Origin of the sequence: Paenibacillus sp. MMO-58 (assembly GCF_037146255.1) — a bacterium.
In the GTDB taxonomy this organism is placed as follows: domain Bacteria; phylum Bacillota; class Bacilli; order Paenibacillales; family Paenibacillaceae; genus Pristimantibacillus.
In genome coordinates, this window is sequence record NZ_JBBCVY010000007.1 from 66,213 (window position 1) to 86,026 (window position 19,814).

19 protein-coding genes are annotated in these 19,814 nt (G+C 51.2%); 6 read left to right on the forward strand and 13 right to left on the reverse strand.

Features of this window, described 5'->3' with window-relative positions; translation table 11 throughout:
- Nucleotides 1-68 precede the first annotated feature (68 nt).
- From WFJ73_RS20560 to cls, 7 genes are all read right to left on the reverse strand, one after another.
- Nucleotides 69-614, reverse strand: coding sequence for a glutathione peroxidase (locus tag WFJ73_RS20560; protein ID WP_248756681.1), 546 nt, complete (start codon nt 612-614; stop codon nt 69-71).
- Between the two features lie 359 nt (nt 615-973).
- The gene (locus tag WFJ73_RS20565) at nt 974-1,459 is read right to left on the reverse strand and encodes a CcdC family protein (protein WP_336774823.1); all 486 of its coding nucleotides are present in this window, start codon (nt 1,457-1,459) and stop codon (nt 974-976) included.
- A 109-nt stretch (nt 1,460-1,568) separates the two neighbouring features.
- Nucleotides 1,569-2,549: an aldo/keto reductase gene (locus tag WFJ73_RS20570; RefSeq protein ID WP_336774824.1), complete on the reverse strand. Its 981-nt coding sequence runs from the start codon at nt 2,547-2,549 to the stop codon at nt 1,569-1,571.
- Nucleotides 2,550-2,685: 136 nt separating this feature from the next.
- Nucleotides 2,686-4,143, reverse strand: a complete 1,458-nt coding sequence (locus tag WFJ73_RS20575; protein WP_336774825.1) for a catalase — start codon at nt 4,141-4,143, stop codon at nt 2,686-2,688.
- Nucleotides 4,144-4,281: 138 nt separating this feature from the next.
- Nucleotides 4,282-5,049 carry a winged helix-turn-helix domain-containing protein gene (locus WFJ73_RS20580; RefSeq protein WP_336774826.1) on the reverse strand — a complete coding sequence of 256 codons (768 nt, stop codon included), beginning with the start codon at nt 5,047-5,049 and terminating at the stop codon, nt 4,282-4,284.
- Complete coding sequence (locus WFJ73_RS20585) at nt 5,034-5,420, reverse strand: Fur family transcriptional regulator (RefSeq protein WP_336775073.1); 387 nt, start codon at nt 5,418-5,420, stop codon at nt 5,034-5,036. Before WFJ73_RS20585 ends, WFJ73_RS20580 begins: the two co-directional genes overlap by 16 nt.
- A 449-nt stretch (nt 5,421-5,869) precedes the next feature.
- The gene (gene cls, locus WFJ73_RS20590) at nt 5,870-7,318 is read right to left on the reverse strand and encodes a cardiolipin synthase (protein ID WP_336774827.1); all 1,449 of its coding nucleotides are present in this window, start codon (nt 7,316-7,318) and stop codon (nt 5,870-5,872) included.
- A 154-nt stretch (nt 7,319-7,472) separates the two neighbouring features.
- Between cls and WFJ73_RS20595 the strand changes: the two genes are divergently transcribed.
- Nucleotides 7,473-8,789 carry a deoxyguanosinetriphosphate triphosphohydrolase family protein gene (locus WFJ73_RS20595; RefSeq protein WP_336774828.1) on the forward strand — a complete coding sequence of 439 codons (1,317 nt, stop codon included), beginning with the start codon at nt 7,473-7,475 and terminating at the stop codon, nt 8,787-8,789.
- Here WFJ73_RS20595 and WFJ73_RS20600 read toward each other — a convergent pair whose 3' ends face one another.
- Nucleotides 8,790-9,755, reverse strand: a complete 966-nt coding sequence (locus WFJ73_RS20600) for a nucleoside hydrolase (RefSeq protein WP_336774829.1) — start codon at nt 9,753-9,755, stop codon at nt 8,790-8,792.
- A 127-nt stretch (nt 9,756-9,882) separates the two neighbouring features.
- Between WFJ73_RS20600 and WFJ73_RS20605 the strand changes: the two genes are divergently transcribed.
- Entirely contained in the window at nt 9,883-10,038 is a 156-nt protein-coding gene (locus tag WFJ73_RS20605) for a DUF1540 domain-containing protein (RefSeq protein WP_336774830.1), read from the forward strand.
- Nucleotides 10,039-10,119: 81 nt separating this feature from the next.
- Here WFJ73_RS20605 and WFJ73_RS20610 read toward each other — a convergent pair whose 3' ends face one another.
- Nucleotides 10,120-11,028 (reverse strand): D-alanyl-D-alanine carboxypeptidase family protein, encoded by a 909-nt coding sequence (locus tag WFJ73_RS20610; protein WP_336774831.1) that lies wholly within the window; start codon nt 11,026-11,028, stop codon nt 10,120-10,122.
- A gap of 253 nt (nt 11,029-11,281) precedes the next feature.
- On the opposite strand from WFJ73_RS20610, the gene WFJ73_RS20615 reads away from it, so the two are divergent.
- The 3 genes from WFJ73_RS20615 (at nt 11,282) to WFJ73_RS20625 (ending at nt 15,640) form a co-directional block, all read left to right on the forward strand.
- On the forward strand, nt 11,282-13,135 hold the full coding sequence (locus WFJ73_RS20615) for an LTA synthase family protein (protein ID WP_442955973.1): 1,854 nt from the start codon (nt 11,282-11,284) through the stop codon (nt 13,133-13,135).
- 182 nt (nt 13,136-13,317) lie between these two features.
- A complete protein-coding gene (locus WFJ73_RS20620) occupies nt 13,318-14,412 on the forward strand; it encodes an S-layer homology domain-containing protein (protein ID WP_336774833.1) in 1,095 nt (364 codons plus the stop codon).
- 139 nt (nt 14,413-14,551) lie between these two features.
- Entirely contained in the window at nt 14,552-15,640 is a 1,089-nt protein-coding gene (locus tag WFJ73_RS20625; RefSeq protein WP_336774834.1) for an S-layer homology domain-containing protein, read from the forward strand.
- Between the two features lie 41 nt (nt 15,641-15,681).
- On the opposite strand, the gene WFJ73_RS20630 is transcribed toward WFJ73_RS20625, so the two are convergent.
- On the reverse strand, nt 15,682-16,641 hold the full coding sequence (locus WFJ73_RS20630; RefSeq protein ID WP_336774835.1) for an aldo/keto reductase: 960 nt from the start codon (nt 16,639-16,641) through the stop codon (nt 15,682-15,684).
- 152 nt (nt 16,642-16,793) lie between these two features.
- Between WFJ73_RS20630 and WFJ73_RS20635 the strand changes: the two genes are divergently transcribed.
- Nucleotides 16,794-17,177, forward strand: a complete 384-nt coding sequence (locus WFJ73_RS20635; protein WP_336774836.1) for a VOC family protein — start codon at nt 16,794-16,796, stop codon at nt 17,175-17,177.
- A gap of 109 nt (nt 17,178-17,286) precedes the next feature.
- Here the strand turns inward: WFJ73_RS20635 and bcp are convergent, their stop codons facing one another.
- The 3 genes from bcp to WFJ73_RS20650 form a co-directional block, all read right to left on the reverse strand.
- Nucleotides 17,287-17,748 (reverse strand): thioredoxin-dependent thiol peroxidase, encoded by a 462-nt coding sequence (bcp, locus tag WFJ73_RS20640; protein ID WP_248756666.1) that lies wholly within the window; start codon nt 17,746-17,748, stop codon nt 17,287-17,289.
- 26 nt (nt 17,749-17,774) lie between these two features.
- Entirely contained in the window at nt 17,775-18,848 is a 1,074-nt protein-coding gene (locus WFJ73_RS20645) for an asparaginase (RefSeq protein WP_336774837.1), read from the reverse strand.
- A 109-nt stretch (nt 18,849-18,957) separates the two neighbouring features.
- Nucleotides 18,958-19,812, reverse strand: a complete 855-nt coding sequence (locus tag WFJ73_RS20650; protein ID WP_336774838.1) for a fumarylacetoacetate hydrolase family protein — start codon at nt 19,810-19,812, stop codon at nt 18,958-18,960.
- Nucleotides 19,813-19,814: the final 2 nt, after the last annotated feature.

A 19,814-nucleotide genomic window follows, 5' to 3' on the forward strand; every position in this document is an offset into this window, starting at 1 on the left:
GCAAAAAAAGCCCATGCGGCCTTATGCGGGCAGCACGAGCTTTTCATTAACGCCGTATGGGATTACAATTACAGCAGTTTTTGAATATCTTCGACCATATTCAGCGGCTCGTCCGTCGATTCGAACCGTTTGATTACATTGCCCTGGCGGTCAATAAGAAACTTCGTGAAGTTCCATTTCACGTCATTGCCTTCCAAGTAATGAGGCAGCTTCTCCGACAGGAAAGCATGAAGCATTTTGCCGCTTGGCTCCGAGGTGTCAAAGCCGTGGAACGGAGCCTGCTCCGTCAAATATTTGAACAATGGATGAGCCGATTCCTCGCGGACATCCGTTTTCGCAAACAGCGGGAAGGATACGCCATAGTTGATCTGGCAGAATTCCTGCACATCCGAGTTCGATCCCGGCTCCTGTTCGCCGAACTGATTGCTCGGGAAGCCCAGAATTTCGAGTCCTTGATCCTTATATTGCTCGTATACCTTCTGCAGATCGGAATACTGAGGCGTGAAGCCGCATTTGCTTGCTGTATTTACGATGACCAGCACCTTGCCCTTGTAATCCTCCAGACTAACACGCTGCCCTCTAATTGTATCTGCTTCAAATGAATAAACGCTCATGATGAATCCTCCTCTGAATAAAAATGGTTTGATCAAAATTAAATTGTATACAATTTATATCACATTCCGATACCCTGTGTCAAACATTGTGCTGACCATTACGGATACAAATTTAAGAGGAAATTTCCCTCTTGCAGCTACCGCTCCACATCAACGCAACGGGCAATCAACCCAATAAGTCTGGTTTTTCCTCTTAAAGCTACCCTCTCCACCTCAACACACCGGGCAACAAAGCCAATAAGTCGGTTTTCCCGTCTTACAGCACTACAGCACGGAAGGACCTTGTCCATGAATCGAAAATAAACGACCGCTTGATTGCGGTCAAAAAAAGGGCGTGCACGCGGCACGCCCCCTACTCCTTACATTTCTGCCTTTTGCAATCGCATATAGTCGCCAACCATGGCGAAACGCCACGGGAGAATCATCCCAAACGCGAGCAGATAGAACAAAGCCCCCGTCTGCGGGATTGACATATATTGCTCGACTACGCTGTGCAGCGCTAGCCGGATTGCCAGCAAGGTCAGCATGATAAAGATAAACGCCTTGGAACGGCGGACGAATATATCGGATTCGACTCTCTCAAGACGTGTCGTGACGATCAGCGGGAACGAGAAGATTAAGAGCCCCGTGCCGAAAGCCGATAACCCCCACAGCCAGTGAATATGGGTAACCGGAAAAGCAAACATGATAAAGCCCGTCGACATGCCAAGCGGCGGGGCGATGATTTTACGCAGGCTCGTCGGCTGTTTGCCCGCCCGCATGCGAAGAATGATAAGCGTCAGACCGGCACAAACCGAAAAAACGATGGACGCCACTTGAATGAGATGTGTATTTGCAGATAGCATCGTTATCTATCCTCATTTCAAAATAGGTTAGCTACATCCATCGTACTGCAAAATTTTCAACAGTGCAAACCTTCCGCGCTCGCAAGTTTTTGCCTGTCGAACGATCCAATTAGTACGATCCGCGGATAAACGGATGAACCTGTTCCTTATAGAATGCCGCAAGGCGCTCACGCTCTTCAACCGTAAACGAAGGCACTTCCAGAGCCGCAAGATTATCCTCCACCTGACGGACGTTGCGGAAGCCCGGGATCACGCAAGTGACGGCTTCATGATCAAGCAGCCAACGCAGCGAAGCACGCGTCATATTGCCGCGGCCGTCCTCAATCCAGCGCAGCTGGTCGGCCAGCTCAACGCCTTTGGCAAAGCCTAGTCCGGCAAATGTCTCCCCCACGTTAAACGCTTCGCCGTTCTCGTTAAAGCGGCGGTGGTCATCCGCTTCGAAAGTGGACGATGCCGTGAACTTACCCGTCAACAGACCGCTAGCAAGCGGCAGGCGAACCAAGATTCCCACTCCGCGCCGATGCGCTTCATTGAGCAGCTCAAGCGGCTTCTGGCGGAAAATATTATAGATAACTTGAAGCGCGCGCACATTCGGCTGCTCCAGGCAGAAGAGCCCTTCCTCCACCGATTCCACGCTTACGCCGTAATGACGGATTTTGCCTTCCTGCTGCAGCTTGTCCAGCACCTCAAACACGGTTCCATCCTTCAGGATCGACATTGGCGGGCAATGGATCTGGTACAGATCAATCCGTTCGCGCTCCAGACGCTTCAGGCTGGCTTCGCAATAAGCGCGGACCGAAGCCTCCGAATAGGTCGCCGGATCATGAATATCTCCCGCGCGGCAAAATTTCGTCGCAATATAAATCTCATCCTCGCGCCCTTTGGTAGCCTGCGCGAGCAGCTGCTCGCTGTGGCCGTCGCCGTACACGTCGGCCGTATCAAAGAAGTTGACGCCTTTATCGATGGCAGCCTCAAGCGCCAAGAGCGATTCCTTATCGTTGACGTTGCCCCAGGCACCGCCAATCGCCCATGTTCCGAAGCTGATCTCGCTAACTTTCAATTCCGATGAACCTAACCCGCGATATTGCATCCTCTCACCTCTCGTTATGTAATCGTTTACGAAGATTAAGTACAGTATAACAAAAGTTTATACTTTCTTATAATTCAAAAATAACGGCCGAAGCTCAATCGTCAATCGATTGGCTTCGGCCGTTGGCTTTCTATGATTAACGCTGGTGCTGCATATATGCGTTGATATCTACGCCAAGCCCTTTCGAAAGGCGGATACCGAATTCCACGTTAGCGCGGAAGAAGTTGCATACGGCACGCAGCTGGATATTTTCGCTTGTTTGCTTCAGGTCGTTGACCAGGTTGCTGACCAGATTGTCCCTCTGCTGCGGGGACAGTGACATGTAGCGCTCGCCTGCCTGCGTGAAATCGTCGGTCTTGTCGATCTTCTGACGTCCGGCATAGCCATGCAATGGCGCGTTGCTGTCCTTATACTCGGGAACTTCCTGCGGGCTTCCGGAAGAGCTGTTTGGCTCAAAGTTAACGGTTGAAGGGTCGGCCTTCATCGTCATCGCGCCATCACGCTGATGGTTGCGAACCGGCGCGTAAGGGCAATTGACCGGTATATGAAGATAGTTGGCCCCAAGACGGTAGCGCTGCGCATCCGGGTACGAGAACAGACGGCCTTGGAGAAGCTTGTCTTCCGAAGGCTCAATGCCTGGCACTAGCGCGCTAGGCGAAAAAGCAGCCTGCTCGACTTCGGCAAAATAATTGTCCGGATTGCGGTTCAGCTGCATGGTGCCGACAAGCTGCAGCGGATACATATCCTCTGGCCAAATCTTCGTTGGATCAAGCGGGTCGAACGAATAACGGTCCAGATGCTCAACCGGCATCAGCTGCACATGCAGATCCCATTCCGGATATTGGCCCAGTTCGATGGAATCGTACAAATCCCGGGTCGCGTGGTTAAAGTCTTTGCCTTGCATCTCGCCGGCTTCGGCAGCCGTTAAGTTGCGGACTCCCTGCTTCGATTTCCAATGGTATTTCACGTACGTTGCTTTACCCTCATCATTTATCCACTTGAACGCGTGAACGCCAAAACCGTCCATTTCGCGGTAGGAAGCAGGGGTGCCGTCATCGGAGAATACCCAAGTGAGCATATGGGTCGATTCCGGCGACAGCGTCATGAAGTCCCAATAACGCCCCGGCTCTTGAATATTCGTGCGCGGAGAAGGCTTAAGCGAATGCACCATATCCGGGAATTTGATTGCATCGCGGATGAAGAAGACCGGCAAATGGTTGCCGACGATATCCAGGTTGCCTTCCTCCGTGTAGAACTTCACCGCAAAACCGCGCGGGTCGCGCGCCGTCTCCGGCGAACCTGTTCCGTGAATAACGGTGGAGAACCGGATAAACACATCCGTTTCTTTGCCCGCTTCCCGCAGGAACACAGCCTTTGTATGGGCACTCATGCTGTTGGTTGCCCGGAATACGCCATGCGCGCCAGCCCCGCGCGCATGCACCACGCGCTCTGGAATACGTTCGCGGTCAAAATGGGCGATCTTCTCGATCAGATGGTAATCCTCCAAGAGTGTCGAGCCGTGTTGTCCGGCTGTTCTGGAGTTTTGATTATCGCCAACTGGCGTGCCTTGATTAGTCGTTAAACGGTTGATCATATCGGTACCTCCGGATTATTTATATTTAGACTTGATCTAAATCTTATAATCCTATTGTACGTTTACGGATCAACCCTGTCATGAACGTTGGATGAAAACCTAATGAAGAACAGATGAAGAAGGTCCCTGCACTCCCTCTCAATTGCCCCGTTCCTCTACCAGCCGATAGCCGACTCCGCGAACGGTCGCGATATAATGAGGCGCTACCGCGCTGTCCTTCAGCTTGCGGCGGAGCGTCTTGATATGCACATCCACGACATTGCTTCCCCCGAAATACTGGCTACCCCAGACCGCGTCAAACATCGCTTCGCGCGTGAGCACCGCTCCGCCCGAGGTCAGAAACATAAGTAAAAGATCATATTCCGTCTTGGTCAGCTCAATCCGCTCGCTGCCGCGAAACACCGTCATTTTCTTCAGGTCAACGGTCAGATCCTTGAACCGGTAGCTGGACAGATCGGGAGCCTTCCACTCGCCGAGCATCCGGTTGATCTGGTTAAGGGCCTCCTGCGGATTCGAGGGCCATACGAGCAGCTCGGCATGTTTCGGGATAACCGCTGCCATAACACGGGCATCCTCGTGGACCAGATACAGAAGGGATGCGCCGTTAATGGGAGAAGTTTGCGTCATCGCCGCATGAAGGGCATCTACGGCATCCGGAATAAGCGGATGCGGAGTGGCATCGTAAATAATCAGCTCCGGCTGCAGGCTGCTGACGAAGGCCTTGTTCAAATCGTGGAGCGAGAACAGATCGAAGCATTCCGCCGTAAGCAGATGCAGAAGGCTGTTCATCCGCTCGGGAAAAGGACTAACCGTCATAATCCGCTTGGTCAGGGAACATGCCTTCCCCTCCATCGACTCGCCGGATGGCGCCCCTTCCATACGGTTATCTTCTACTTGCTGGCGCATAATTCGCATACCCCCTCTAATACAACGTGTGCATCCTGAACTTTAAACTTTGTTTCCGCTGCGATTTTCTTCATCCATTCCTGGGGCAGCTCGGTCAACACTTCCTCTACGCGCCCGCACTCTTTGCACATAATATGATGGTGATCGTCCATTCTGGCGTCATAGCGGCTGACGGCCTCGCCTAGCTTGAGCTCCCGGATAAGTCCGGCGTCGGTTAAATAACGGAGCGAATTGTATACCGTTCCGTACGCAAAGCTGACGCCTTTGTCGCGTAATCTTTCAATAATATCCGCTGCTGTCGGGTGATCATGAGACTCCTGAATCGCCTCGAGAATCGTTTTGCGCTGTACGGTTAAATTTATCTTGGTCATCATTATTCATTCCTTCAATACAAGTTAATTTAGACTAAGTATAAATCTAAGGGATAGGAAGATCAACCGGGACTCTCTGCCTATATGCGCTATTCTCCCGCTTTAGAATGAGTAGCCAAACTTTACGAAAAATAATTATCAGAATATTTACAAAATTGAAATAATAGTTTATGATAGACCTACACCACACGAGAGGGGATAGACCATTGAAGTAAGTTAGCGAAGCATGTCCTCACTATTTCCGGGAAGGAGATCGCAAGGTAAACCGGACATGCGGGAACTCAAATTCGTCTCTTGTCACTTAGACCCGATCAATACTTATTCGTTAGCAAGATTAAGGCAACGCAAGTTGTAGAATGGAGCGTTACGAAATTGAATAATTGCGATTCAGAAAGGTAAAGGGATTCCGGTTATCATTGATAAGCGGAATCCCTTTTTGCGTGCGTATTTTATAGAATAGGCGATAACAGCCGGGCGATGGACTCTTTGAACTTGTTCATCAGAGGCCGCTTCAAATAATCCTCGAAGGTTAATTCATGACAATCCTGCAGGTCAAGATCAAACAATCTCTCCAGCTCGCCTGCCGTTGCGCTGTCATAGATAAAGGCGTTCATCTCGAAGTTCAGCTTAAAGCTGCGGTTATCGATATTGGCCGTACCGACGGAAGCAAGCTGACCGTCAATGACAAGCGTTTTCGCGTGCAGGAAGCCCCGTTCGTAAATGTAGCATTTGCCGCCCGCGGCGAGCAGTTCGTTCAAATAAGAATGGGTCGCCCAATACACGAAGAAATGATCGGGCTTGCCCGGCAGCATGACCTTCACTTCAATCCCCGACATAGCGGCCGTCTTGAGCGCGGTCATCAGACTCTCGTCCGGGACAAAATAAGGAGTCTGCAGATAGATGCTTTTTTTCGCGAAATAAATCATCTTGATGTAAGCATCCTTAATCTGCTGGGATTCCGAATCGGGTCCGCTTGCCACGACCTGCATGCCGATCGTCCCTACTGCTTGGAAGTGGCGCGGGAAGTAATGATAATCCAGCTCCACCATTCCCGCGGAAGCCAGATTCCAGTCCATCAGGAACTGCGCCTGCATTTGCAGAACGGCACGTCCCTCCAGACGCAGATGCGTATCCCGCCATTCGCCGAAATACTTGTCGCGGCCCATATACTCATCCCCGATATTAAAGCCCCCGATATAGCCGATCCGCCCGTCAACGATTACAAGCTTGCGATGATTCCGGAAATTGATCTTCAAATTAAGATAAGGTATACGAGACGGAAAAAAGGCTGCTGCCTGCCCGCCCGCTTCCCGCAGCTCCTTGAAAAACTTCCGCGGCAGCCCCTTGCTGCCGATATGGTCGTACAGGAACCGAACCTGTACCCCCTGCTTCGCTTTCTCCACCAGAGCCTGGATCAGGCGGTTGCCAAGCTTATCGTCACGCACAATGTAATAGACAAGGTGAATATGATGTTGTGCGGACTCGATATCGCGCAGCAGCGCATCGAATTTGCTTTTCCCCGTTGTAAAGATCTGCACCGCATTGTTTTGCGTATACAGGGAATAGCTGCCCACCAGATTCATGTGAATCATGCTCTGATAGTTAATCGTAGCGGGATCGTTAAAAATGATATGCCGCTCCTCCAGTTGAAGCTTCTGAGCTTCAATGGAATCTTCAATAATACGCTGGCTTTCGAGCAACATCTTGTTCAGCTTCCGCTTGCGCAGCCGCTGCCCGAGAATAAGATAAAGCACGAATCCGACCCCTGGCAGGAAATACAGCACCATCAGCCAGGCCCACGTCGATCTTGCATCCTTTCGCTCGAGGAAAATAACGGTCAATGCCAGCAATATATTCAAGACGATAAAGACCGTGGAAACATCCTGTAAGACATTCATAGCTAGACGAGCCCCTCAATATATGGATAAAAACATTAACTAGAGCATACCTCAAGCAGGAAAGATGTTCAAACCTTACACAAACATTCTTATTAAGAAACAAATATGTTACAATTTTCAGAAAAAAAGTGCGGGCGGCATAGGAGGAAGAACCATGGATTTACGCAAATTTCGATTAGACGAACCAGCGCTCGGCACATTCAGCGAAGAACGAGACGAATACGAACGGGATTATGCAAGGCTTATTCAATCCCCCGTTTTCCGGCGGCTGCAAGGCAAATCGCAGGTGTTTGGCGCCGGATCGGGCGACTATTACCGGACGAGATTAACCCATTCCCTCGAGGTATCGCAGATTGCGCGGGAAGTGGCCAGGCGACTGGGGAAGCAGTACCCTTTTCTGAGCAAAAAAGAGCATCCCGGCCTCATCATGGATCCGTCCGTCGTGGAAATCGCCGCGCTTGCCCATGATCTCGGGCATCCGCCGTTTGGCCATAAAGGCGAGGAGGTGCTGAACCGCCTATTGCTCGAGGAGCATGGCCTCGCCTACGAGGGCAACGCGCAAAACTTCCGCATCCTCATGTTTCTGGAGAAACGCGCCGGCAGCGGCAGCGGCCTGGATCTGACGGCAGCCGTGCTGCTTGCCATAAATAAATACCCTTATTCCCTTGACGAACCGGGTAGGCTGAAGGGGCTGTACAGCTCCGAATGGCATGCCATTCACCATATCCGCCAGCAATGGGCAATGCCCGTGGGCTGCTCCACATTGGAAGCTCAACTGATGGATCTATGCGATGACATCGCTTATTCCACCCACGATATTGAAGACGGCATCCGTGCCGGCAAAATTCAAATGAACCGCACGTTCTTTGAGGATCAGCGTCTGATCGACAATCTGGTGCAGGAAATCGTGGAAGATCAAGGCAACATGGACGTGGGCTGGGATCAGGTGGATATTCCGGCGATGGTCAAGCGGGTGCTTGCCGCTTATCTGCTGCAATGGGAAGAGCTTTATGCCCTGTACGATCATGAATCGTCCAGAACGCGCAGGGAGATGAAAGCGCGGTGGGTCAGCGTATTTGCCGGGCGCGTCGGGATTATCGAAGATCCGGTAAAAGGCTGGAAGAAGGTAACGTTCGTGCTGGATGGCCAGCAGGATATCGACCTGCTGCGCACGATGGAAATATTGAAGAAGCTTGCGTGGGTAACGCTGATTAAGGATTTCCGCGTACAGCGGCTGCAAATGCGCAGCGAAATCATGATCCGCCGTCTGTGGGACAGCTTCAAAAGGCCCGAGCAAGGCCGCTTGATTCTGCCGCCGGACTGGGTGGCAAGCTTCGAGCAGCACAAGCACAATTGGACCTGGGCCCGCTTTATCGCGGACTATATTTCCGGCATGACCGATGCGTATGCGGAGAAGGTCTATGCCGAGCTGTACGCGAGCAAATCCGGTTCGATTTATGAAATGGACTAACTATTCCGCAGGATTCAGCACGGCGTTTTGCGACAGCGACGTAATGTAATCGAAGAACCGTTCCGGCTCCACGTCATAAACAAGGCTTACGGGCCGTCCATCCGCTGTCTCGACTGTTCGGCCTTGACTAGGGCCGTCAGCGATGACAGCGCTGTGGACGGTCTTCATTTCAACTAGGCTTGGATCGCCTACGACCGCTGTCGTCAGAACATCCCACAAGTAATAAGTGGAGTTCGTTTCCATAAAGACAAGCGGCGGACATGCGGCATAACATTGCCCCACGAAGTCCAGCCCGGCATGCTTCCGAAGCGAGGCCCAGCGGTTGCGCACCGGCACGGTAAGCGGCACTTTATTGGTACTTTCCAGCGCTACGAGCTCGATCTTGATTCCGCTGTTCCACACGCGATCTACCGCTTCCGGATCCCAGAAGGCGTTCCATTCCGCCGTACCGTCATGCTCCGGCTCCTGAACGTTCCCTTTTTCATTAAAGGTACCGCCCATCCATACCAGCTTCTCGATCTTCTTCTCAATCTCCGGCGCTTCGTCAAGCGCTCTCGCCAAGTCCGTCAGAGGACCGGTGAACAGCAGCGTCACTGGCTCATCGGACGCCAGAAGCTGCTGAATCATATGCTTATGGGCAGGCACTCCCGCCTCGCGCGTACGGATAACGCCAGGTTCGTTCAAAATCGGCAGCGCATCAACAAAAAACGTATGCATCCGCCATTCCGCCGGAAACGGATTGCGTCCTCTCGAATTCGAGCGGGCAACTTCCACTTTGCCGCTTGTTCCCGTCACCCCAAAACGGTCGATGATTTTGCGGCTTGCCGCCATCCCCGGCTCCAAATATCCGTCTGCCGGAATCACTGATACTCCGATCAATTCGACATCCTTCATCTGAAGAACGAGAAATAACGATACAAGATCGTCAACCCCCGCGTCATGATTAAAATAAAGCTTTTTTCCCATTGTTGTTCCATCCCTTCATAAGTATAAAACGGGTTTGCGTTTGTCCATCCTAAGTAAGGAGCCCAAGCTCTCTAACCGGCCCGAAATGGCCACTTGGGCAAATATTCTTTAAGGATGGTGATTTTCCATGGCTAAAGATGTACTGTGCGAAGTAAACTCCTGCAAGTATTGGGCAGCAGGCAATCATTGTGCCGCAACTTCGATTTATGTAGTGAATAACCGTTCCAATCAAGCAAGCAACTCGGATGAAACCGACTGCAAAACGTTTGAGCCAAAGATCTAAAAGAACGGGTAACGGCGCGCAGCTCTCTGCCGTGTATGAAATACACGCATTGTTCGCTGAGCGCCGTCCCATTCGGCTCTATTATTTTGATACCGGAACCGCGTTATAATACTCCTCCAGAGTCAGCCCTTTATCGTCAATCTCCTTAGCCAGCTCCTTGCCTACATAGCGGAGATGCCAAGGCTCGTATTTGTAGCCTGTAATGGCGTCCTTGCCTTCCGGATAACGGATAATGAAGCCATATTCCGGCGCATGATCCGCCAGCCATTCCGCTTCGGGAGTACCGCCGAAGCAGTCCGTCGCGGCACATTTGCCGTCGCTGCCGGATACGTCAATCGCAAGACCGGTCTGATGCTCGCTTGTACCCGGGAATGCGCTGTAAGTTAATGCTTTCTCCATGCCGTCTTTTTTCACGTAATTATTGAAAAGCGTCTTCTGCGTTGCTTGCGAACGGTAAGCCGAGACGCCGGCCAGGTAAATGCCGTCTTTCTCCGCGCCGGCAAACAGGTCTTCAAGAGCCCCCGCTGCTTCCTTGCGCATTTTGCGTTTTTCGATTTTCTCGCTGAACGTAAAGCGAACATCCGGATAAACAAGATCCTTCGGCTCGTAGTTGTCAGGCAGCTTGTATTGCTTGTCCACCAGCACGGCTACACTTGCAGGCTGAGCGACAACCGCATAGCCGTCCTCTTCTCCCGCCGTAGCAATTGCAGGCTTGTCAGCCGGTGTATTAGTAGGCTTGTCCGACGGTTTCTCGGACGGCGTACTAGAAGGTGTGTCGGTTGGTGTATCAGTAGGCTCGTCCGAAACGGCAGGCTCATCCGATGCCGTAGGTGAAGGTTGTTCTGAATTCTGGCTATTAGCCGCTGTCTCTTCCGGAGCCTCGGCCGTCAAATTTTCGTAGCGGATAAACAGAATGACTGCAATAGCAACCACGCATACCGCCAGAAAAGCTAATCCGCGTCTTTTTCGTCTTTGTACGTTTCTTCTCATGCTGCTCTCCTTATTCTTGCTTGTTTTTGTTTAGGAACGTGTACGTTCTTTCCTCTCTACTATAAACGAATAGACTCGATAATGTCTTAAAAAGTTGCAACATTTGTTTACGTCATTTTGCCATCCCTGGCAGACTGCCTTGACTTTGACATTCCTCTTCCAGCCAAGCATAATGATTACAATAGAGATATAAGATATCATGGAACAGGCTGCTTAGTGAGAAGCCTGTTTTATTGTGAAGGGCGGCGAAAAAGTGTCAAATCTAGCACCAAAAAGGCTTTTCAGCAAACGACCCATTCTCGCATTCTCACTGATTGTTCTTCTTAAGAGCTTTCTAACCTGGATGGTCGTCTTTGGTGGTCCTAACTGGACAACTCTGCTCAAGGAAGTCCCGTTTGCGTTAATTGTGTTCTGTCTGATTGAATGGTTCGCTACCAAACGAAAGCTCGTCTATTATTTAAGCGCTAACCTGCTTATGACCGCCATCCTGTTTGCGGTCCTTATGTATTACAAATATTACGGCGTTATCGTTACCTACTCAGCCCTCAATCAGGTCAATCAGGTTACGGCAGTCAGCAACAGCGTTTTCTCTCTGATGGACCCTTACTATCTGCTAGTCTTTATTGATATTGTCGTCATGGGTTATTATTTGATCCGGCGCCGGAAGGGACAGTACTGGAAGGCGGCCAGCCAAAAACGCGTCAGCAGAAGCGTGCTTGCTGCCTTGTTTGGCGTTTCCCTTGCGCTTTGCCTGTTTAACATTTTGCCGAACCGCGCTAGCATGAACGAAATCGTCAAAGCGGAGCAGATGGGCATTCTTAATTACGAGGCTTATACGATTTTATCCAATAAAAAACAAGATCTCGTTAATCCGTCCGAAATTACGCAGGCCAAAATTGATGAAATAAAACAGATTCAAAAGCCGACTTCGCCTAAGCTGTGGAATGCGGCCTCCGGCAAAAATCTGATCATTATCCAGATGGAATCGTTCCAAAACTTCCTTATCAATCTGAAGATCGACGGCCAGGAAATTACGCCTAACATGAACAAGCTGGCCAATGAAAGCTACTACTTCAACAACTTCTATCAAGGTGTTGGACAGGGCAATACGTCGGATGCCGAATTTGTTGTTAATACTTCTTATTATATACCGCCAAACGGCGCGGCTACTCAGGTCTATCCGAAGAAAGAGCTGCCAAGCCTTCCGAGACTGATGCAGCAGCATGGCTATGATACGGCAACCTTCCATACGAATGTCGTGGAATTCTGGAACCGAAGCGAGCTGTACAAGGCGCTTGGCTTTAACCGGTACTATGACAAACAGTTTTTCGGCGACGAGGATTCCGTCTTCTTCGCGGCCTCCGACGAAGTGCTGTATGCGAAAACCGCAGCTGAGCTGGAGAAAATGGATCAAGGCGACAAGCCGTTCTATGCGCAGGTCATCTCCATGTCATCCCATCATCCGTTCACCATTCCGGAACGAAAGTATAAGATGGAGCTTCCGAAGCGGTACGAGAATACCTTCGTGGGCGATTACATACGCGCCCAGAACTATGCGGATTACGCGCTCGGCTTGTTCATTGACGATCTGAAGCAGCGCGGCATTTGGGATAACAGCGTGATCGTGCTATACGGCGATCATCTTGGACTGCCGATTTACTCGCTGGACCGCGATGACAAGGAATTAATGAAAGAGATTTACGGGCATGACTACGGCTCTGCCGATATGATTAACATTCCGCTTATTATTTCCGCCTCTGGCATTACCGAACCGGAAGTATTCAATCAGCTTGGCGGCCAGGTCGATATTTTGCCTACGGTTGCGAACCTGTTAGGTTTCCCGCTGGACGACCAGATTCATTTCGGTCAGGATATCCTGAACAACACGTCGGTTAACCTGCTGCCGCAGCGTTATTATCTGCCGACCGGATCATTCGTCAGCAGCGATGAGCTGTTCCTCTCCGGCAGCGGCTATGAGGACGGCACGCATCTTCCGCTCTCGGGAGCAAGCACCGTCTCCCTTGACTCGGCGGACGATTTCAACCGCGCGCTGGAGCTTCTGAAGTTATCCGACAGCTATGTCAGCCAGCTTCCTAATTGGAAATGATTCGACACAAAAAACCGATCCCTTAGTTATTAAGGATCGGTTTTTTTGCGCTCTGGTTCCAAGGATTTATTTTAGCTGTTCCCAGCCTAAATCTACTAATTTTCTCTAGTACAATCCTCTCGCATCTGATAGTATCAGTAAGGGTCTATTTCCAAAATTCTTACATAAGAGAGGAATACGAAATGAAAACTTTTTCCCGTAGTTTTATTGTTTTCTTGGCGGCCGTTGTACTGCTCGCCCTTCCGTTCCAAGCTTCAAAAGTAAGCGCCGCTTCCGCTGAAGATACACTGGGTACATACTTCCCGGTTGATATCGACGACCATTGGGCTTATGACGAGCTTGATAACTTCGTTAACGCTGATCTGCTCAAAGGCTCCGCCGACTCTGACGGCAATACGTTGATCAAACCGGATCTGTCCGTCAGCCGTGCGGAGTTCGTAGCCATTCTGGTTCGCGCTCTTGGCTTGACTACCACTGAAACAGGCAAAACCTTTGCTGACGTTCCTGCAGGCAAATGGTTCTCCGAGCCGATTCGGATCGCAAGCTCCCTCGGTATCGTTAACGGCTTGACCGAAACGACCTTTGGTCCTAACGAACTGATCAAACGCGGCGAGATCGCTACCATGGTTGTCCGCGCATTCGAATCCTCCGTCAAGTTTGAAGGCGAAGCGAAGACATTCTCCGACGTACCCGAATACTTCGCAACTCCGTTTATTGCGAAAGCAAGCCAAGCGGGAATCGTTCGCGGCGCTACCGCAACAACGTTTAAGCCGTACGCCAACGCAACCCGCGCTGAAGCTGTCGTAATGGTTCAACGCGCGCTTGATCTGCAAGCGAGCAACCTGCCTGAAGACGCGGCTCTTACCGCTCTGATTGATGAATACGAGGCAAAAGAAACAGAGGTTGTTAACTCGCAGGACTTCGCTAAACTTGGCGACGTTCTGGATAAATATATGACGGGTTACGCTAAAGCTGAAAACGCCTTTGATTACCAGGATTATTCGGAGCTGGCCAAGGAAGGCTACACCCTTACTTTGGAAAAGCTGACTCCGCAAAAATATGAAATCGTATCGAAGACAGACCGTTTCGCCACCATTCATGCAACGGGCAGCACGTACAAAGTAACGGTTAAAGGCAAAACCGATGCCGATACGCAAACGCAAACCGTTCCAAGAGACGGCCATTACCTGCTCAAGAAAATGGACGACAACAGCTGGAAAATCTATCTCTTTGCTTCCGATGCTGACGCATCCGGCACTGGCGAAATCACGGAATAAGGAACGAAGAAGGCTTGCGGATACCCGCAAGCCTTCTTTTTTTGCATGCCAATTATTCTCTCTAGTACTAAAACCTCTCATCTGGTAGTATCAGTATGGGTCATTTTTACAATATCTTTACATAAGAGAGGAATATGAAATGAAAGCTTTTACCCGCAGTCTTATTGTTTTTCTGGCAGCAGTACTTCTGCTCGCACTTCCGTTCCAAGCATCCAAAGCTAGCGCTGCTTCCGCGGAAGACATCCTGTATGCTTATATCCCGATGGATATCGACGAGCATTGGGCTTATGAAGCGCTCGACAACTTCGTGTCGGCGGATCTGCTCAAAGGCTACACGGACTCCTATGGCGATACTTATCTGAAGCCCGACTTATCCATCAGCCGCGCGGAATTCGTATCCATTCTGGTACGAGCGCTTGGTCTGGCAACCGAAGAAGCAGGCAAATCCTTTACTGATGTTCCTGCCGGCAAATGGTACTCCGAGCCAATTCGGATCGCAAGCTCCCTTGGCGTTGTGAACGGTCTGACGGATACAACCTTTGGGCCTGATGAACTCGTTAAACGCGGCGAGATCGCAACGATGGTGGTCCGCGCTTTCGAATCTTCCGTCAAATTTGAAGGCGAAGCGAAGTCCTTCTCCGACGTACCGGAATACTTCGCAACACCTTTCATTGCAAAAGCAAGCCAAGCCGGCATTGTCCGCGGGGCTACCGCAACAACCTTTAAGCCTTACGCGAACGCGACTCGCGCGGAAGCCGTTGTTATGATTCAACGCGCGCTTGATTTGCAGAAGAGCGAACTTCCCGAAGATGCCGTGCTTACCGCCGTTATTAACGAGGAAAACGCTAAAGAGGCGGAAGCCATTAATGCGGGGGAATACGGCAAGCTTGGCGGAATCCAGGCGCAATATTATACCGGATATCAACTGGCAGCCAGCTTCTGGGACGGCGAGGACCTCGCTGCTTTAAAAGAGCAGGGCTATAAATTGGCATTCGAGCTGACTGCGCCCGCAAGTTATGAAGTCGTCTCCAAATCGAACCGTTTTGCCGTTATTCATACGACAGGCGGCAAGATCAACATGAAATTGGAAGGCACGGACATGACGCATACTCAGGTCATACCTACGGATGCCACTTACTATCTGAAAAAAATGCCGGACAACAGCTGGAAAATCTATTACATGTATGAAGACGATCCCGAATATAACGAAGATGAATTCGGATTGTAATAAGGATCAAGAGGCTTGCGGATATCCGCAAGCCTCTTGTTTTATATGACGTATGACGAGTCCGGCTCAAACAAACGGCTGATCTGCTCATAATCCTCGCGGGTCAGCTTCCAGCGGGAAGCGGCGGCATTTTCCTGTACCTGGAGAGCCGTCTTGGCACCGGCGATAACCGTTGTAACCGCCTTGTTATAGAGCAGCCAATTGATCGCAATCTGGCTAAGCGGCTTGCCGATGGACCTCGCGATTCCTTGCAGCAGCTCCACCTTGAGCACATTCCCCTCGAACTGGCCGCGTTTGTAGAGGTGATTGCCATAGGAGCGGATATCGTCATCCCGGAACTTCGTAACCGCGCTGAATTTGCCTGTGAGCAGCCCTTGCGCCAAAGGACTGTACGGGATAAAGCCGAGCTGCTGCTTCTCGGAATAAGGAAGCTCGGCATACTCGACTTGCCTTTGCAGCAGGTTGTAAGGGGACTGAAGCGAGACGACGGAGGCAACGGACTGTGCCGCCACAAGCTGATGAACGGAGAAATTCGATACGCCGATGCTGCGGATTTTGCCTGCCTGGACAAGCTCGTTCAGAACCGAAAACGTCTCCTCGATGGGCACCTTGCCTTTAGGATCCGGCCAATGCACCTGATAAAGATCGATATAATCGGTATCCAGCCGAAGGAGGCTGTCATCCACCTCGCGGATAAGGCTTGCTCCGGACAAATCGATATCGACCTGGTAACGGTCATCCCAGACGAGACCGCATTTGGTAGCAATAATTACTTTATCCCGTACGGATTTGAGCGCTTTTCCCAGCACTCTCTCCGATTCCCCGAATCCGTATACCGGTGCCGTATCGAAAAAGGTAATCCCCAGATCGATGGCTTTATCTATCGCCTGCCGGATCTCCTTCTCCTCTACAACTCCCCAGCCGTTTCGGCCCGCAGCCCATGCTCCAAAGCCAATAACCGACGGGTAGAGCTCACTTGCGCCCAGCCTTCTTGTCTCCATTCCTCTGCCTCCTTTTATCCGCCAACCTTTATCATATAATACCTATTTATTTACTTGGAATTATTTCTCATTATACTCTCCCCCTCGTTGCTTGACAATGATAGAATGAATGCCTATGATGGGGTCAACCTAGAGGAGAAGGAGCAATGCAAATGGCACGCAAACGCGTCGATCACGTTGGAATCATGGTAAGAGATATGGAGGCAACCATCCGCTTCTACGAGGAGTTTGTGGGATTGACCCTAAAAGGCCGTCTGACTCATACAAACGGCGTTATTGAACTCGCTTTCCTTGGCTTCGGGGATTCCGACGAGACGGAGATCGAATTAGTCCAGCATTATAACGGCGAGCTGCCCGTTGAAGGACGCGTTCACCACTTTGCGATTTACGTGGATGATGTGGATGCGGAATTCGCACGTTTGAAAGAGACAAGCGTAACGTTTATCGATGACGAAATTACAACGCTGCCTAACGGCTACCGTTACTTCTTCATCAGCGGTCCGGAAGGCGAACGAATCGAATTCTTCCAGCGTTAATACATACCAGATTAAACGGTTTCGCCGTCCTTAGGCGGGGGAGCGCGGTTAGAATTGAAAAAAGCCTCCATTTCCATCATTTGCGGATTTGGAGGCTTTTTTTCCTTGCTTATTTTACCGCTTCAAGCACTTCAAGAACATGGCCGTCTACCGATACGCTGCGCCATTCGCGCGCCAGTACGCCGTTCTCGTCGATTAGGAACGTCGAGCGCTCGATCCCCATGAACGTTTCGCCGTTCCAGGAACGCTCCTTCCATACGCCGAACAACTCGGAAACTTCATGCTCCGTATCGGCCAGCAGGGGGAAAGGGAGCTGGAAGTCGTTTATGAAGGTGTCATGCGACGCCAGGTCGTCCGGGCTGATGCCGATAACCTCCGTATTATACGATTTGAACTGCCCGTTGTAATCGCGGAAATCGCAGGACTCCACCGTGCAGCCCGGCGTATTATCCTTCGGATAAAAATAAATCACCAGCTTTTTGCCCTTGTAGTCGGACAGCGAGATATTGTTGCCTGTAGAAGCCGGCAGGGTGAAATCCGGTACAGCTTGTCCTACTTGCGCTTGCGCCATAAATGAACACCTCTCCTCAAAACGTTTTATACGCCCAGTTTACCACGATTAGCCACAAATTCGTAGAACAGCTGCTGCTCCATAACGAAGGATTGAATCTCTTCTTTGCCAAGCGGCAGCGAGTATGCCAAAGTCAGCTTCATAAGCGCGGCTTCGATGGACATGTTCTCGATAAAGACCGCTCCCGCTTCCTTCAGAAGAATAGACGAAGCATACATCGCTTCGCTGCTGTCTTTGAGCGGACATAGATACAGGTCAACTCCTTGCTCCGCGCAATATTCGGCAAACTTCAGGAGAGAATGAGAATCCGCCCCGCTTGCATTAGCCGTTCCGGAGTGGAACAGGTCATGCAGCACGGCTTTTGGTTTATGTACGGAGAAATCGTAATACGAATAATTCAGTCCCGGAAAAGGACGGATATACAGCATGCCGGACTGGATGCCTTCGCCATCCTCCAGCCACGGACTGCTCTCCGGCTGACGCGCGCGGAGCTCATCATGAGCAGGGTTAAACGGATGGTCGTAACGGAGCAGTCTTCCGCCTGTCATGGTGCCGTAGGGCACGCTGTAAGGGCTGTCGAACTGGTCGGTGAACGACTCGCATTGCGTAATGCGGCTGCCGAGATAAACGACCGATTCCCCTTTATCATTGCGGTAAATGACAAACACGCCCGGCGCCGCATCCTCCGAAATAAAGTCTACTGCCGCCGCAAAATTGCTCAGACCGTTCGCCCGTTCGTCGCCAAGCGGATAATTGCTGGCCACAAGGACCAGCGGGATCGTCAGGTCGCATAAAACAAAGCTGAGAAGCGCCGCCGAAAAGGCAAGCGTGTCCGAGCCATGCGTCACAATAATACCGTCGAACTTGGATTGATCCACGGCCCTGATCGCCGCAATCAAGGTGTTCCAGTCCGACGGCACGATATTTTCACTCAATATATTCATCGGTTGAACCGTTTCCAGGTTCGCATCCCGCTTCAGCGCGCTCGCCATGTAAGCATCAATCAAATGGTAAGAGCCTGCTTCATTCACCGAAATCGCGCCGTTATCGTTCTTGCTGCCGATTGTTCCTCCGGTGAACATCACAAGTATTTGGCTCATCTGTAACTCCCTCTCCGTTTCAGCAATTGGCATATGGTTCCAGTACTCAGTCGTCCCCATATGCACCCTAAATCATACTAAACCGGACTTGAGGCTTGCAAGCAAACGATTAACGAACCCCGCTCCGCAGCGGCGATAGGCCGTTGATCCGGCATTCGACGAAATCGCCGCTCCGAATAACGGCCGCACCCGGCGTACCGGTCAGGATAACGTCTCCCGGCAGCAGCGTCATCACCTGCGAGTGGAAGGCAATCAGATAAGCAGGCGGAAAAATCATATTCGCCAGCTTGGCGGCATGGGCCAGCCCGCCGTTATGCCACGTCTCCACCTGAAGCTCCGTCAACTCTCCTGCTTCATCCGGCGTGATCAGCTCGGAGCCAAAGGTAAAGAACGTATCAAAGCTTTTCGCCCGGGTCAAATACCGCATATGCCGGGCATGAATATCTGCCGCCGTCGTATCGATTGCCGCCGCAAAACCCGCGATGGCAAGCAGCGCTTCATCTTCCGATACGTTCCGGCAGGTCCGCCCGATAATAATCGCCAGCTCCGCTTCGGCCGTTACCCGCTCGGATTGGGCAGGCAGCACAATATCCCCGCCGTCGCCGATCATGGACGTATCCGGCTTCATAAAGCTGACCGGCTCTTCTTCGCGAAGGACAGCAAGCTGACTCGCATCCGCCGTGTAATTCATGCCGATTCCCCATATTTTGCGGGGATGGCGGTACAGCGGCGCGGGGCTTGCTTCCAGGGCCGGAATGACCGGCAATGAAGCCAACTTCTCTTGACCGCCTTCGTTATACCAGGCCGTCAGCTCCGCCAGCTGGCCGCTTGTGATCAAGCTAAATACATCCGGCTGCCAATCTGAACCCATGACGCGATTCAGCTCCGCCAGCGTTACATATCCATCGGGCACAGCTATGCTGCCCTGCTCTAATCCGTCATGCACAATCGTTGCCAGCTTCATCG